The sequence below is a fragment of the Acinetobacter sp. yr461 genome (assembly GCF_900110445.1).
GTDB classification, from domain to species: domain Bacteria; phylum Pseudomonadota; class Gammaproteobacteria; order Pseudomonadales; family Moraxellaceae; genus Acinetobacter; species Acinetobacter calcoaceticus.
The window spans coordinates 55446-72295 of sequence record NZ_FODU01000015.1; the positions used below are offsets into that span (position 1 = coordinate 55446).

14 protein-coding genes are annotated in these 16850 nt (G+C 42.6%); 2 read left to right on the forward strand and 12 right to left on the reverse strand.

Going from position 1 to position 16850, the window contains the following annotated elements; genetic code table 11:
* Positions 1-143: 143 nt before the first annotated feature.
* The 7 genes from BMW38_RS16240 to BMW38_RS16270 all read right to left on the reverse strand — a co-directional run bounded on the left by BMW38_RS16240 (position 144) and on the right by BMW38_RS16270 (position 7449).
* Positions 144-719, reverse strand: coding sequence for a DUF4126 domain-containing protein (locus tag BMW38_RS16240; protein ID WP_004795421.1), 576 nt, complete (start codon positions 717-719; stop codon positions 144-146).
* Positions 720-840: 121 nt separating this feature from the next.
* Entirely contained in the window at positions 841-975 is a 135-nt protein-coding gene (locus BMW38_RS19500) for a zinc ribbon-containing protein (protein ID WP_004640417.1), read from the reverse strand.
* A gap of 321 nt (positions 976-1296) precedes the next feature.
* Complete coding sequence (locus BMW38_RS16250; protein WP_092709996.1) at positions 1297-1812, reverse strand: hypothetical protein; 516 nt, start codon at positions 1810-1812, stop codon at positions 1297-1299.
* Between the two features lie 217 nt (positions 1813-2029).
* Positions 2030-4636, reverse strand: coding sequence for a Fe/S-dependent 2-methylisocitrate dehydratase AcnD (gene acnD, locus BMW38_RS16255; protein ID WP_092709999.1), 2607 nt, complete (start codon positions 4634-4636; stop codon positions 2030-2032).
* Positions 4636-5793, reverse strand: coding sequence for a bifunctional 2-methylcitrate synthase/citrate synthase (gene prpC, locus BMW38_RS16260; RefSeq protein WP_003655705.1), 1158 nt, complete (start codon positions 5791-5793; stop codon positions 4636-4638). The genes acnD and prpC overlap by 1 nt, the downstream gene beginning before the upstream one ends.
* 68 nt (positions 5794-5861) lie before the next feature.
* Positions 5862-6746: a methylisocitrate lyase gene (prpB, locus tag BMW38_RS16265; protein WP_003655707.1), complete on the reverse strand. Its 885-nt coding sequence runs from the start codon at positions 6744-6746 to the stop codon at positions 5862-5864.
* Positions 6739-7449, reverse strand: coding sequence for a GntR family transcriptional regulator (locus tag BMW38_RS16270; RefSeq protein ID WP_003655709.1), 711 nt, complete (start codon positions 7447-7449; stop codon positions 6739-6741). Before BMW38_RS16270 ends, prpB begins: the two co-directional genes overlap by 8 nt.
* A 515-nt stretch (positions 7450-7964) precedes the next feature.
* Here BMW38_RS16270 and BMW38_RS16275 point away from each other — a divergent pair.
* Positions 7965-9179 carry an amino acid aminotransferase gene (locus BMW38_RS16275; RefSeq protein ID WP_003655711.1) on the forward strand — a complete coding sequence of 405 codons (1215 nt, stop codon included), beginning with the start codon at positions 7965-7967 and terminating at the stop codon, positions 9177-9179.
* Positions 9180-9230: 51 nt separating this feature from the next.
* Here the strand turns inward: BMW38_RS16275 and dld are convergent, their stop codons facing one another.
* The 4 genes from dld to lldP all read right to left on the reverse strand — a co-directional run bounded on the left by dld (position 9231) and on the right by lldP (position 14832).
* A complete protein-coding gene (gene dld / locus BMW38_RS16280) occupies positions 9231-10937 on the reverse strand; it encodes a D-lactate dehydrogenase (protein WP_092710001.1) in 1707 nt (568 codons plus the stop codon).
* Positions 10938-11250: 313 nt separating this feature from the next.
* On the reverse strand, positions 11251-12396 hold the full coding sequence (gene lldD, locus BMW38_RS16285; protein WP_092710004.1) for an FMN-dependent L-lactate dehydrogenase LldD: 1146 nt from the start codon (positions 12394-12396) through the stop codon (positions 11251-11253).
* Complete coding sequence (gene lldR / locus BMW38_RS16290) at positions 12393-13145, reverse strand: transcriptional regulator LldR (protein ID WP_092710007.1); 753 nt, start codon at positions 13143-13145, stop codon at positions 12393-12395. Before lldR ends, lldD begins: the two co-directional genes overlap by 4 nt.
* A 19-nt stretch (positions 13146-13164) precedes the next feature.
* The gene (gene lldP / locus BMW38_RS16295; protein WP_170834082.1) at positions 13165-14832 is read right to left on the reverse strand and encodes an L-lactate permease; all 1668 of its coding nucleotides are present in this window, start codon (positions 14830-14832) and stop codon (positions 13165-13167) included.
* Positions 14833-15208: 376 nt separating this feature from the next.
* Here lldP and BMW38_RS16300 point away from each other — a divergent pair, with 376 nt between their 5' ends.
* Positions 15209-16579 (forward strand): phosphomannomutase CpsG, encoded by a 1371-nt coding sequence (locus BMW38_RS16300; protein ID WP_092710013.1) that lies wholly within the window; start codon positions 15209-15211, stop codon positions 16577-16579.
* Positions 16580-16622: 43 nt separating this feature from the next.
* Here BMW38_RS16300 and BMW38_RS16305 read toward each other — a convergent pair.
* Positions 16623-16850: GDP-mannose 4,6-dehydratase (locus tag BMW38_RS16305; protein ID WP_170834083.1), on the reverse strand; the 228-nt coding region annotated here is incomplete at its 5' end.

Genomic DNA, 16850 nt, shown 5'->3' on the forward strand with positions numbered 1-16850 from the left:
TCCAGAACATAAAACTACAATAATAGGTTCATGCATCAGGATGTGAGATACGACAGGAGTCATATCTAGTACCCAAATACGAAAAAGCCCAACAGGATGTTGGGCTTTTTTTATGATCTTTTAAAAATGATGTTTAGGCTCATCTATAACGGGCTATGTGCCTGTTCTTGCTTCTTCTTCTGTATCCAACGGACTGCCCAAATAACAGCAATCAGCACCACTATTGCAACCAGCGCAGGAACTAACAAAGCTGAAACCGAAAGTAAAATTGCGCCAATCCACTCCCCTGTAGCAACAACAAAATTCCCTAAGCCACCTGTGGTTGCAGTTGAAACACCGCGTGCAGCGACTGTACTCATTTGCACCACGCCTGCCGTACCACCACCCACAATAATGGCTGCCGCCCAACCTGCGAACTGTGACATTTCACCACTACTCACAGCCATGGTCGTTAACGTACCCGCAATCATAGCCGCAGGAGTCGCGACTGTGTCTAAAGCATTATCGACCCACGGAATATAATAAGCTGCAACTTCACAGACTGTTGCCACAGCCAAAGCCAAGCAAACCGATGGCATAGCCAACCACTCAAAACCTTTTGATGGCTCAAACCATCCCATCATGGTTGCAATGCTCATGACCAACAGCGGCACAAACACGCGAAAACCGCAGGCAGCGCTCAGCCCCACGCCAATACATAAACCTAATATAGTTTCCATAACGGTTTCCTTTTCATGCCCATCGCGGGTCTTGTTATGTAAGTCTTATTTTAAACTAACAAAAAGCCCCATCGGGTGACAGGGCTTTTTGTTAAATGCGAACGCAAATATTATTTTATTCTTAACGTTTAAACTCAGTGCAATAGCATTTAGTGCATGGTGGTAAACGATCTGTATTAATTTCTAAAAACACTCTCTGGCCACATTGAGCGCAGAAATAGAAGCCTGTTCCGGGTTTTTCGCCAGCTGTTACCATGATTGCATTCCTATAATCGTATAGATATTAAACAGGAATATAACCCAGTTAGAGTGATTGTCAATTGTCCATTTCGCCCGATGATGATGGCATAAATGCAAAAAATGTTATTTGTACGATTTATCTTACAAACTTTTAGGGATTTTGCGGATTGGCGATCCCCTGCTTTTTTCCTATGATGAGTTCATACAGGAACAGGATGTTCCGGAACACAAAACAATAATAATAGATTCATGCATCAGGACGTGAGATACGACAGGAGTCATATCTAGCAACCAAATACGAAAAAGCCCGACAGGATGTCGGGCTTTTTTTATATTCTTATTTTTCTGCTAAATAGCTTCTTACACGCGCATCATTAAGTAAAGTCATTACCCCTTCTGCAATACATCCATTTAAATCTTGTACTAACACACCACTCGTATGAGGAACGGTAAATGGAATAGTTTGTCCATTTCCTAAAGTCGCTTCGAATTTAATTTTACTGCGCCAGAAAAGCAGATTGGTGTAGGTACTACGTAATGAATTTACTTTAATCGCAATCGATTTCGATCCATTACCATCAATAGGTTGACCATTTTTCAATAGTTCCTTTTGAGTCTGCTGTACCATCGTTTCTGTAATAGCCTTAATGCTAGAGTCCAGTTTTGTACCCATATAAGAATATACAATCACTCGGTCATCTGAAGTTTGGGCATTGGTCACATCAGCCTTGCCAATAACCTTCACAGGTTGAATTAGACCTGCACGCAAAGGGTATTCTGTACTTACATAAGGCATCGTCCCACAAGCAGTTAATATAAGAGAGCAAATTGAAATAATGAATAAGTTACGCATTGATATTTTCCAAGAAATCTATTGTGATTTATATTTAAGTGTAAGAACCGCGTATCTTAATGTAAGTTAAAGAGAATTTGATGACGAAAATAAAATAATTTTTAAAAATATAATATATTCAGTCATTTTTTATAATTAATTATCTATGTATAAACAAATAAAACCCCACTCTAAAGTGGGGCTCTTAAAACTATATCAATTATTTTTAACTAAGGTATTAAGCCACTTGGCCTTCTAAAAAGTCTTGCGCAAAACGCTGTAATACACCGCCCGCTTCATATACAGAAACTTCTTCTTCTGTATCCAAACGGCAAGTCACAGGCACTTCAAGAATCTCTTCTTTACCATCCGCTGTAGCACGTTCAATCACTAAAGTTAAAGTCGAACGCGGCGCAATATTACCAATCACGCTATAAAGCTCTGTACCATCTAGCTTTAAAGTCTTGCGGTTTACACCTGCTTTAAACTCAAGTGGTAACACGCCCATACCCACCAAATTCGTACGGTGAATACGCTCAAAGCCTTCTGCCACAATCGCTTCAACACCTGCAAGGCGTACACCTTTCGCAGCCCAGTCACGGCTCGAACCCTGACCGTAGTCAGCACCCGCAACAATGATTAACGGCTGTTTACGGTTCATGTAGGTTTCAATCGCTTCCCACATACGCATTACTTCGCCTTCTGGCTCTACACGCGCTTTTGAACCTTGCTTGATCGTACCGTCTGAACGGACCACCATTTCGTTATACAGTTTCGGGTTCGCAAATGTTGCACGTTGTGCAGTCAAATGGTCTCCACGGTGCGTTGCGTATGAGTTGAAGTCTTCTTCTGGTAAACCCATTTTGTGAAGGTATTCACCCGCAGCCGAGTCCATCAAAATCGCGTTTGAAGGCGACAAATGGTCAGTGGTGATGTTGTCACCCAAAATCGCAAGCGGACGCATGTTGGCTAAAGTACGTGGTGCGGCCAACGCCCCTTCCCAATATGGCGGACGGCGGATGTAAGTACTTTGTGGACGCCAGTCGTAAAGCGGACTTTCAGCCTCTACGGTTACGCCCAAGTCAAACATTGGAATGTAGACTTTACGGAACTGTTCAGGCTTCACAGCTTCTTTAACTAACGCATCAATTTCAGCGTCAGATGGCCAAATGTCTTTCAGGTAAATCGGGTTACCGTCTTTATCGTGACCCAAAGCATCTTTTTCGATGTCAAAACGAATCGTGCCCGCAATTGCATACGCCACAACAAGCGGTGGAGATGCCAAGAACGCTTGTTTTGCATATGGATGGATACGGCCATCGAAGTTACGGTTACCAGACAGTACCGCTGTTGCGTACAAGTCACGGTCAATAATTTCTTGTTGAATAACTGGATCTAACGCGCCCGACATACCATTACAAGTTGTACAAGCGTAAGCCACAATACCAAAACCAAGTTGTTCTAAGTCTTTTAGAACGCCCGCTTCTTCGAGGTAAAGTGCAGCCGCTTTTGAACCCGGTGCAAATGATGATTTCACCCAAGGTTTACGAACTAAGCCTAGCTCATTTGCTTTACGTGCCAACAAACCTGCCGCCACGGTGTTACGTGGGTTAGAAGTATTGGTACATGAAGTAATGGCAGCAATAATGATTGCGCCATCAGGCATTAAGCCATCAGAACGGTTTTCAACAACACCTGCAATGCCTTTTTCTTTTAAATCGCTTGTTGAAACACGTGCATGTGGGTTTGATGGACCAGCAATGTTACGTGTTACTTTTGATAGGTCAAAACGAAGTACACGTGGGTACTCTGCTTTGGTCATGTCAGATGCCCAAAGGCCGATTTCTTTTGCGTACTGTTCAACCAATGCCACTTGAGCATCTTCACGGCCTGTTAGGCGTAAGTAGTCGATTGTGTTTTGGTCGATGTAGAACATTGCAGCCGTAGCGCCATATTCTGGTGTCATGTTCGAAATGGTTGCACGGTCGCCTACAGACATGCTGTCAGCACCTTCACCAAAGAACTCAAGGTAAGCACCAACCACGCGCTCTTTACGCAAGAACTCAGTTAGAGCAAGTACGATATCTGTTGCAGTAATGCCTGCCTGACGCTGACCTACAAACTCAACACCAATAATGTCCGGCAGACGCATCCAAGATGCACGGCCCAACATCACGTTTTCAGCTTCCAAACCACCAACGCCCACAGAAATTACGCCCAAAGCGTCTGTATGTGGTGTGTGTGAGTCTGTACCGACACATGTGTCTGGGAATGCTACGCCATCACGCGCCTGAATAACTGGAGACATTTTCTCTAGGTTAATCTGGTGCATAATACCGTTCCCCGCAGGGATTACATCGACATTTTTAAATGCGGTTTTGGTCCACTCAATAAAGTGGAAACGGTCTTCGTTACGGCGGTCTTCAACAGCACGGTTTTTTGCAAAAGCGTCTGGGTCAGCACCACCGTATTCCACTGCTAAAGAGTGGTCGACAATAAGCTGCGTCGGCACAACGGGATTGACTTTAGATGGGTCGCCACCTTTGTCAGCAATGGCATCACGCAAGCCTGCAAGGTCAACCAATGCAGTTTGACCCAAGATGTCATGACACACCACGCGCGCAGGGTACCAAGGAAAGTCCAAGTCCTGACGACGTTCAATCAACTGCGTTAAATAGGCAGTTAAGTTCTCGGCATCGGCACGACGTACCAATTGCTCTGCGAGGACTTTTGAGGTGTAAGGCAGTTTTTCGTATGCGCCTGGCTGAATATCTTCAACGGCTTGACGCACGTCGTAATATTCAAGCTGGGTACCTGCCAGCGGTTTACGGTATTTTATGTTCATTAACCACGCTCCGCCAATGGTTTAAATTTGAGGTTTTCAGGGCCTGTGTAGTTCGCGCTTGGACGAATGATTTTGCCGTCTTGGCGTTGTTCAATCACGTGAGCTGACCACCCTGCTGTACGTGCAATCACGAATAATGGTGTGAACATTGCGGTTGGAACACCCATTAAGTGATAGCTCACAGCACTGAACCAGTCGAGGTTCGGGAACATGTTTTTCGCATCTTTCATCACTGCTTCTAAGCGTTCAGCGATTAAGTACATTTTGGTGTTCTCTTGTGCTTGTGCCAAGTCATGCGCCACTTTTTTGATGACTTCGTTACGTGGATCAGAAATTGTATAGACAGGGTGACCAAAACCGATCACAACTTCTTTCTTCTCAACACGGCTACGAATGTCTGCTTCAGCTTCATCTGCGTTGTCGTAACGTTGTTGAATTACGAATGCAACTTCGTTTGCACCACCATGTTTAGGTCCACGAAGTGCACCAATACCACCTGTAATTGCCGAATACATGTCAGAACCTGTACCTGCAACCACACGTGACGTAAATGTAGATGCGTTGAATTCGTGCTCAGCATACAAAATGAGTGATGTATGCATTGCTTCAATCCACTCTTCAGATGGTTTTTCACCATGAAGTAAATGCAAGAAATGCGCTGCAATTGAGTCATCATCAGTTTCAACTTCAATGCGACGACCGTTGTTGCTGAAGTGGTACCAATAAAGCAGCATTGAACCTAGGCTTGCCATTAATTTATCAGCAATATCTTTTGCGCCAGCTTCGTTGTGGTCTTCGTGCTCTGGAGTTAAACAACCTAGGACTGAAACACCTGTACGCATTACATCCATTGGGTGTGCAGACGGTGGTAATTGCTCAAGCGCAGTTTTAAGTGCTGCAGGTAAGCCGCGTAGTGCTTTTAATTTTGCTTTATACGCTTTGAGTTCAGCTTTGTTTGGTAATTTGCCATGTACGAGCAAGTGAGCAACTTCTTCAAACTGGCTACCCACTGCAAGGTCAAGAATGTCATAGCCACGATAGTGCAAGTCGTTACCGCTACGTCCTACGGTACAAAGTGCTGTGTTGCCTGCAACTTGTCCGCTAAGTGCAACTGATTTTTTTGGTTTGAAGCCTGTTGTTGTTTCATTTGAGCTCATAAGATTGTCCTTTCCTATCTATCTGAATTTATTTATTAAACACGACGGATTCGTACCGTTTTCACTTCTTATTTCTTTTTAGCAAATGCGTTGTCTAAGTAGTCTTCAAACGCATAGTAATTAATGCGTTCATATAACTCTTTACGCGTTTGCATAATATCAACCACGTTCTTTTGAGTACCTTCTTTACGTAAGGTTTCATACACAGTTTCGGCTGCCTTGTTCATGGCACGGAAAGCAGAAAGCGGATAAAGCGCAAGGCTTACATCGGCAGATGCTAACTCTTCAGTGGTAAATAGTGGCGTAGAACCAAACTCTGTGATGTTTGCCAAAATTGGTGCGCCAGTTGTTTGAGCAAATTGCTTGTACATATCAAGCTCGGTAATTGCTTCAGGGAACAACATGTCCGCACCCGCTTCAATGTAGGCACCTGCACGGTCAATTGCAGCTTGCAAACCGTCTACAGCCAAGGCATCAGTACGTGCCATAATTACGAAGCTGTCATCACCACGCGCATCGACCGCAGCTTTAATGCGGTCAACCATTTCTTCTTGAGTCACAATGGCTTTGTTCGGACGGTGACCACAACGTTTTGCGCCCACTTGGTCTTCAATGTGCATTGCCGCAGCACCAAACTTGATGAGTGCTTTTGTGGTACGCGCAATGTTAAATGCAGAAGCACCAAAACCTGTGTCAGCATCGACCAATAATGGAAGATCACATACATCGGTAATACGGCGTACATCTGTCAACACATCATCAAGGTTACTGATTCCCAAATCAGGCAAGCCTAAAGAACCAGCGGCTACACCACCACCTGATAAGTAAATCGCTTTATAACCTGCACGTTTTGCCAAAAGTGCATGATTGGCGTTGATGGTTCCAACCACTTGTAATGGCTTTTCTTGGGCTACGGCATCGCGAAATAGCTGACCTGCGGATTGTTTAGCCATTGTTATGTTCTCCTTGTGCTTGTAGCAGTGTTTGCTCAATAATTTTGTAAGAAGCATTGATATGTCGATGCATGAGCAGCTCGGCAAGTTCACCATCGCCTTCTGCAATTGCATCTAAAATACGGATATGTTCGTCCCAAGCTTTGCTTGGTCGATCGGGTGTGTTTGAAAACTGAATTCGGTACATACGAATGAGGTGATAAAGCTCATCACACAACATTTTTTCTAAGGTTTTATTGCCACTACTTTTAATGATGCAGTAGTGAAAATCGTCCTGCCCTTCTTGCAAGTAATATCCTTTACCTGCTTTAAAGTTTTCATCTTCAGCATGCATACGCAATACATCACGTAGTGCCAAGATTTGCTTTTTATCAATATGCTGTGCAGCAAGCTTGCAAGCCAAACCTTCTAAAGAAGCACGAATCTGGTAAAGCTCTTTAAACTGTTGCAGCGATAGCGAAACCACGCGCGCGCCCACATGTGCAGTGCGCTCAACTAATTTTTGACCTTCAAGACGATGAATCGCTTCACGCAAAGGTCCACGGCTAATGCCATAAGTCCGTGCCAGTTCAGGTTCAGATATTTTGCTACCTGCCGGAATTTGACCCAAAACAATAGCCGTCTGTATTTGTTTAAATACATTCTCGGTCAGTGTTCTACCCTGACTTTGTAGAGGCTCTGGTGCGAAGGTCAAATCTTGCATATTGTCGACAATTTTTAATCAATTATGGCTTTTATAGCGGTATGAATGAAAAAAATCAAGTTGATTGTTGACACTTTAGAGAACGCACTAGGTCAATTTTTATAGATTAACCTCTTATTTCACCTTATATTTAGACTATTACGCTACTTACCTGTTAATACTTATAAAACAAAGATTTAATATCAATTTATCTATAGTTTTATGGTTCTTTCTCAAGTGTCTTTTGGGCGCTAAACTTTTGTTTCAAACTTTAGTCTACAACCCTTCTATGACAGTAAGATTGTAGACAATCTGTTTGAATGAAATCATGAGTTATAAATTAGTATCTATTTACCGTAATTTCTTTTAAATCTTTTTTATCGTTTCTTCCGGAAAATATCGATATTAATGAAATTATCTGGTGCTTCACAGTAGCTTTATTGGTACATTATTGAGCATCGACATAGATGTAATGTATTTTTCGAAACAGAAAAAACTTAACTCTATGCATATTGTTGAATGAAAGGACTTTTTTGATGTTTCAACATATCCCCCCATACGCAGGCGATCCAATTCTCTCTTTAATGGAACAGTTCAATGCTGATACTCGTTCTGAAAAAGTAAACTTGAGTATTGGTCTTTACTATAACGAAGACAGTATTGTTCCTCAGTTAGAGACCATTATTGAGGCGCAAAAGCGTATTGAGCCTAAGAACGGTAAAACCAAACTTTATTTGCCAATGGAAGGCTTCAAACCTTACCGTGAAGCAATTCAAGCACTTTTATTTGGTGCAAACAGCCCAGCAGTTAAAGCGGGCCGTGCTGTAACCATCCAAACACTTGGTGGTTCAGGCGCATTGAAAGTTGGTGCTGACTTCTTAAAAACTTATTTCCCAAATTCAGACGTTTGGGTAAGCCAACCAACTTGGGATAACCACGTTGCGATTTTCAATGGCGCTGGCATTAAGACGCATTTCTACCCATATTTCGATAACGAAACTCGTGGTGTAGATTTTGACGGTATGCTGTCTACACTTAAAACTTTGCCTGAGCAAAGCATTGTTTTATTGCACCCATGCTGCCACAACCCAACTGGTGCTGACTTAAACCCAGCGCAATGGGACCAAGTGATTGCAGTATTAAAAGATCGTAACCTTATTCCTTTCCTAGACATCGCTTACCAAGGTTTTGGCGATGGTATGGAAGAAGATGCGTATGCAATCCGTGCTTTAGACCAAGCGGGTCTAAACTTCATTGTGAGCAACTCGTTCTCTAAAATCTTCTCTTTATATGGCGAGCGCGTTGGCGGCTTAACTTTCGTATGTGACGATGCAGAAGCTGCTCAGTGCACATTCGGTCAGTTAAAAGCAACTGTACGCCGTATTTACTCTAGCCCACCGACAACAGGTGCTTGGTTAGTTGATGAAGTGTTAAATGACGCTGAACTTAACCAACAATGGCAAGGTGAAGTAAAAGAGATGCGTGAGCGTATTATTAAAATGCGTAGCATCTTGAAAGATGAACTCACCAAAGCATTACCAGACCGTGACTTTAGCTACCTTGTAAACCAAAAAGGTATGTTCAGCTACACAGGTCTAACTGCTGAGCAAGTGGATATCTTGCGTGAAGAATATGCAATCTACTTAGTACGTAGTGGTCGTATTTGTGTAGCAGGTTTAAACATGAACAATGTTTACACTGTTGCAAAAGCAGTTGCTGAAGTGCTTGCTAAATCAACAGAAGCAGCATAAAAACAGCTTTAAAAGAAAAGGCGCTTCGGCGCCTTTTTTTATGTCTCTAATTTAAGATTTCGCTTTGCCCCAATACTTAAGTTTTGAGGTGTGCCCAATACCCACATTAAAGCTGTTGGTTGGGTCCAGTTTTTGGTAAAAATTCGCTAAAGCAGGTTTGGCAATATAGAGGTGCCCGACATTATGCTCTGCCGGATATTCAGCACGGCGCGCATCCAGCAACTTCCACATTTGATGTTCCATTTCTAAAGGGTCATTGCCCTTTTTAAGAATATAGTCCTGATGGAAAACATGGCAAAAGAAATGTCCATAATAGAGTTTATGGATGATGTTCTTTTCCATCTCGGCAGGTAGTTGCTCTACCCACTCACGGTCATTACGACGTAACGCAATATCCAGCGCAACAATATCTTCAACTTCACTACGGTGCGTATCGCGATAACGAATTGCCGCTCCTGCAATCGCAAAACGGTGTAAGAAAGCCTTTCGCCCTTCCTCTTCACTACATACGAAATAGCCGCCTGACTGATGCACTGCAAAATATTCTTTTAAAAACTGCTCGGTCTGTGCTTTTGAATTATTTTCGACACGTAGTACTAAATGATGCTCAAAACGGTCTCGATACTCGGTCATACGCTTTGGCAAATGGCTTGGTAAAAAGAAAGTAATCGCCTGTAAAATCTGGTCAGTTAAGCCTTTAATTTTAAATCTTTCTAAAAAGCCATCGACTTTATCTTTCATCGCAAAAGCTTTTGGAACATTAGCTGTGCCAAACTTTTCAATAAACAAAAAAGTATCTTTTCCATACTTTTCACCAATTAAATAAGCATCTCGGTGAATATACTCACCTGCAATCGGTAGGCTTGGCAGTGAAGTGAGTAAATAACGGCGAATAGCTGTTAAGTCATCTGCATCATTAGTACCAATATAAAAGACATTACTCTCTACTTTTTCATATGTATCAAGGCGTACAGCAAACACACAGACTTTACCTGCCGAACCCGAGGCTTCAAACAAACGTGATGGGTCAGCATTAAAACGTGCTGGTGAATCTTCATCGACTTGAGTCACATCATGCGCATAGCGATGGTCCGAGGCCTGCTTTTCACCATCATCTAAAATATCTACGGCTTGGTATTTCTGTTTCTCTAATCGAGTCAAAATTTCTTCGGGCGTCGACCCTAAATTCACCCCTAAATGGTTCACTAGTTCTAATTGACCAGCGGCATTCACCTGAGCATAGAGTGCCAGTTCCGTATAAGCAGGGCCACGGCGTACCAATGCACCGCCAGAGTTGTTACACACACCGCCGAGTACTGATGCGCCAATACATGATGAACCAATCACCGAATGCGGCTCTCGGTCATAGCCTTTTAAAATTTGCTCTAAATTGTCTAAAGTCGCACCCGGTAAACAAATCACCTGCTTACCATCGTGAATGACTTGTATGCCCTTTAAACGGCGCGTACTCATGACCAAAACAGGACGATCATAGTCATCACCATATGGGGTTGAACCACCAGTAAGTCCCGTATTTGCCGCCTGCATAATCACCACACAATCTGCATCAATTGCAGCTTGTAGCACCTGCCATTGCTCTAGCAAAGTACCCGGCACCACCACAGCTAGTACTTTCCCCTCACCAAAACGACGACCTTGGCGGTACTGGCGTGTACTTTGATCATCGGTCAAAACATGAGAGCGCCTTACAATACTCTGTAAACGTTCAATCACTGCTTGAGGAGAAAATGTTTGCATGATGGTTTCCTTTTAGTCATCCATATAAGACCTAGCTGTAATCCATGCTAAAACTAGATCAGCACGACGGAATTTTATTATTTAGACTTTATAAAAAATTGGCTACGCGTTAAAGCTATTCACAACCTGCCCGAATTCTAAAAATTACTGTTTTTGCAATTACTTTGATTGGTGAAAAACAGAGAACAGGTTTTGTGAATAGCAAAGGTTTTTGGTTACTTTTTTAAAAAAGTAACGTCAATTAGCTACTTCCATTGAACTTTTTCCGATAAGACTCCGTCGTGCCAATATCGTCAAAGTTAATACGAAAATGTTAGAGCTTCATCGCCTGTACTAAACAATCCGCATTAATATCCGAAATCGATTTAGCACCCGTGAGCGTCATCGCAACACGCATTTCTTTATCAATTAAATCAAGCAAGTTCGACACCCCTTGCCCACCTGCTGCCGCCAAGGCATAAACAAATGCACGACCCAGTAAAACCGTATCAGCACCAAGTGCCAACATACGCACCACATCTAGACCATTACGAATACCTGAGTCTGCTAAAATCGCCAAATCACCTTTAACTGCATCTGCAATTGCAGGCAATGCGCGAGCAGATGACATCACACCATCTAACTGACGACCACCATGATTCGACACCACAATACCATCCGCACCAAAACGCACAGCATCTTTAGCATCTTCAGGGTCTAAAATGCCTTTAATCACCATTGGACCATCCCAAAATTCACGAATCCACTCAAGGTCTTTCCATGAAATAGATGGATCAAAGTTCGAGCCCAACCAGCCGATATAATCTTCAAGTCCAGTTGGTTTACCTAAATATTTAGAGATATTACCTAAGTCGTGCGGACGACCCATTAAACCCACATTCCACGACCAGTGTGGATGGAACATGGACTGCATATAACGGCGCATCGCAGCATTTGGCCCACTCATTCCCGAATGTGCATCACGGTAACGTGCACCTGGCACAGGCATATCTACAGTAAACACCAGTGTTGAGCAGCCTGCCGCTTTTGCACGTTCCAAAGCATTACGCATAAAACCACGGTCACGCAATACATAGAGCTGGAACCACATTGGACGATTAATTGCAGGTGCAACTTCTTCAATCGGACAAACCGAAACCGTTGAAAGTGTAAATGGAATACCCTTTTTATCGGCTGCCATCGCGGCCTGAACTTCACCACGGCGCGCATACATGCCTGTTAAACCAACAGGAGCCAATGCAACCGGCATCGACAATGTTTCATTAAACAGTTTTGTCTCTAAACTTAACGCTGACATGTCATTGAGCACACGTTGACGCAATGCAATTTCTGACAAATCTTGTACGTTACGCTTTAAGGTATGTTCCGAATACGCTCCACCATCAATATAATGAAATAAAAACGGGGGTAAGCGACGCTGTGCCGCAGCACGATAGTCATTGCCAGAAGAAATAATCATTTTGAATCAACTCTATTTAAACGGTTTGCACGTTTCTGGCGAGCTTCGTCTTCATCCAGAGAACGCACATGATTAATCACAAATTCAATATGACCGCAGACAGCTTGGCGTGCGGCCTCAGGATCTTTACGATCGATCGCATCCATGACCTGAAAATGCTGTTCACTCAGCAAGTCACTATTTATTGGATCGTTATAAACTTTTTTACGTCCCAACAAGACGTTGTATTGCAGTAAATCAAAGAGACTACGCATCATTTGAATCAGCACCACATTGTGCGATGCTTCTGCAATCGCTAAGTGGAATTCTGCATCTGCCACCGCAGCCTGAGCTGAGTCACCCGCATTTTGATGGCGACTAATTTCATTAAAATAATGATGAATTTTGGCGCGGTCTTCGGGTGTTGAGCGTAATGCGGCATACCACGCAGTACCCCCCTCAAGTAATAACCGCGCCTCTTGTACATCAAAACGGTACAGCGGATCTTCTTCAATCAAGTTGCTAATCGGGTTCACAATGAGTTGCTGTGGCCACTGTTCAGGTAACTGCTGAATATAAGTCCCATCACCCCGACGGCTAATAAGCACACCTTGACTATTGAGCTGTTGAATCGCTTCACGCAAAGACGGACGAGAAACCCCCAAGCTAGTTGCAAGCTGGCGCTCGGCAGGCAAACGGTCACCTTTTCTCATGTGACGCTCTTCAATTAATGCCTGCAATTTCATGACCACTTGATCGGAGATTCTCATCGCGTTTCCTTCACTGGAGTTATGGAATCATCCACGGAACCAGATAAGCCTGAACCGTAATAATGATGCCAACAAAGACAGTGAATATGATGCTATGTTTTACCGTGAAACGGAACAAGTCAGATTCTTTTCCAACCAAGCCTACTGCTGCGCAAGCAATTGCAATCGACTGTGGAGAAATCATCTTACCTGTCACACCACCACTGGTATTCGCTGCTACAAGCAATACTTCCGGAATACCAATCTGCTGAGCAGTGGTCGCTTGTAATGCGGAGAACAAAGCATTTGAAGATGTATCTGAACCCGTAAGAAACACACCAAGCCAACCTAAGAATGGCGAGAAGAAAGTAAAAGCATGACCCGTATGCGATAGAGCCAAAGCTAAAGTTGCAGATAAACCTGAATAGTTCGCAATAAAAGCAAAAGCTAACACCATACCAATGGAGTAAATCGGTGTTTTTAACTCATTTAGTGTTTCACCAAAGGTCGTTACTGCCTCACTCGCTTTCATTTTCAAGAAAATAGCAGTGATGATTGCAGCAATAAAAATTGCAGTACCTGTCGCAGAGAACCAGTCAAACTTATAAATCGCTTCATATGGTTTCATCTCTGCCACAATCGGCGGCATTTTTTCGACCAATTTATGCAAATACGGCACTTCAAGTTTAAAAATTAAATGTTCCAGTGCCCCATCTTTTGCAAATAATGCTTTAAACGGCTTAACACTCCAGATGGTTACCATCACTGTTAAGATGGCAAATGGAGACCACGCCTTAGCAATTTTCCCAATGCTATAACGCTGAATTGTTGTAGGTTGCTGAGCTAGAGTTTGACCAGCTTCAGGTTCAAAACGGAAAATATGTTTTGGTTTCCAAAAACGGAACAACACAGTCAGGCTGACCAATGAAGCAATTGCCGCTGTAATATCAGGTAATTCAGGACCAATAAAGTTAGATGTTAGATATTGTGCAATTGCAAAAGCGCCACCGCCCACCAACACCGCAGGCCAAGTTTCCTTAACACCACGCCAGCCATCCATAATTGCCATGATCCAGAACAGCACAATCAGCGTTAAAAACGGCAACTGACGTCCAACCATCTGGCTAATTTCCATGGTATCTACACCAGAAACCTGCCCCGCCACAATAATTGGAATACCCATCGCACCAAATGCAACTGGCGCAGTATTCACAATCAAACATAAGCCGGCAGCGTAAAGTGGTTTAAAACCCAAACCAACGAGTAGTGCAGCGGTAATTGCGACAGGAGCACCAAAACCGGCAGCCCCTTCAAGGAACGTACCAAAAGCAAAGCCAACCAGTAACATTTGTAAGCGCTGATCTTCGGTAATTGACAAAATGCTTGAGCGAATCACCTCAAACTGGCCTGTTTTTACCGAAATTTTATATAGAAAGACTGCCCCAATAATAATCCATGAAATTGGCCATAGACCGTAGAAGAAACCATAAATAATGGATGCAAAGGCCATTTGACCCGGCATTTGATAGAAAAAGAGAGCGATCAACAATGCAATAATGACTGTGCCTGTACCCGCAATACTGCCTTTTAAACGAAAAACCGCCAAGGCTAAAAAGAAGAAAATAATCGGGATTAATGCAACCGCACTGGACAGCCAAATATTATTTAAAGGGTCATAAAGTTGTTGCCACATATTGAGCATTGTCATCTCCTTGAAATGCTGGGGCGAATTTTTTGTACCTTAAAATTTTAAACATTTATCACAATTGGTATGACCAATTAAAATTTACGTGCAAATGTTATTCCTTAAACAACAGATCGCATCATAAACACGAGCATTAGTAAGTTCAAGCATTAAATAATCAACAAAATTGGTATGACCAATAGTAGCAAGTAAAATCAAGCTATTTCTAATTCATAAATTTATTTATTAGACTAAAGTCGTAAAAATACTTTCTTATAAACTTAAATATAAACTACAGAAATGAAGCGTAGAACTTGAATATAAAAACTATAAACATAACCATTAATTGATAAATGTATAATAATGCTCAAAACTCAAATCATTTGTATTGAACTGAATAATGACTACTTTAACGTGTTTTAAAGCCTATGATATCCGAGGCAAACTCGGCACCGAATTGAATGAAGAAATTGCCTATAAAATTGGCCGCGCTTACGGACAAATCTATAAACCAAAGACTGTAGTTGTAGGTTGTGATATTCGTCTAAGCAGTGAGTCTTTAAAACAAGCGACCATTCGCGGCCTAAATGATGCTGGTGTGAATGTGCTTGACTTAGGCATGACGGGTACTGAAGAGGTCTATTTCGCCGCTTTTCATTTAGATGTACAAGGTGGTATTGAAGTTACCGCTAGTCATAACCCAATGGACTATAACGGTATGAAACTGGTACGAGAAAATGCTCGTCCAATTAGTGCAGATACGGGTTTAAAAGAAATTCAGGCTTTAGCAGAAACAGATCACTTTGAAGAAGTTAGTCAAAAAGGTACTACTCAAAGCTATAACATCTTGCCTGAATTTGTCGAACATTTAGTCACTTATATTGACCCAGCAAAAATTCGCCCTTTAAAGTTAGTGGTAAACGCGGGTAATGGTGCGGCTGGCCATGTCATTGATGCCATTGAAAAAAAGTTTAAAGCACTTAACGTACCAGTTGAATTTATTAAAATTCACCATGAAGCAGACGGTACTTTTCCAAATGGTATTCCTAACCCAATTTTAATTGAAAATCGTGACAGTACCCGAAATGCTGTACTTGAACATCAAGCAGATATGGGTATTGCTTGGGACGGCGACTTTGACCGCTGCTTCTTGTTTGATGAAAAGGGTCAGTTCATTGAGGGCTACTATATTGTTGGCCTCTTGGCTCAAGCTTTCTTGATTAAACAACCCGGCGAAAAAATTGTTCATGACCCACGTTTAGTGTGGAATACTTTTGATATTGTCGATGAATACAACGGCGTTGCTGTACAGTCAAAATCTGGTCATGCCTTCATTAAAGATGTCATGCGTGAACATAATGCCGTATACGGCGGCGAAATGAGTGCCCATCACTACTTCCGTGACTTTGCTTACTGCGACAGTGGCATGATTCCGTGGTTACTCACCATTGCCCTCCTCTCTGAAACTGGACAATCCCTCTCAACCCTCGTTGAAAATATGATTGCCAAATTCCCTTGTAGTGGTGAAATCAACTTTAAAGTGGCTGATACACAGACCACTATTCAAAAGATTTTCGATTTCTATGCTGATCAAAACCCACAAATTGACCGTACCGATGGTGTAAGTCTGGACTTTGGCGCATGGCGTTTTAATGTACGTGCGTCAAATACCGAGCCCTTATTACGCCTCAACATTGAAAGTCGTGCAGACCGTCAGGCCCACCCTATGCAACATTATGTAGATGAGTTGACGGGGTTGATTCAGAACTAATCCATAATAAAAAAGGAGCAATTCGCTCCTTTTTTATTGGTATTTAATTATATCCATTAGGATTTTTTTTCTGCCAGTTCCAGCTATCCTTGAGCATATCCTCTAAACTATATTGCGGTTGCCAACCCAACTCAGCAACTGCACGGCTATTGTCTGAAAAAGAAGTCGCAACATCGCCAGCTCGACGTGCTACAAACTCAAAGGCTACAGGTATGCCATTAACTTGTTGAAAGGTGTCTTTAACTTGCAAAACAGATGAACCATTACCTGT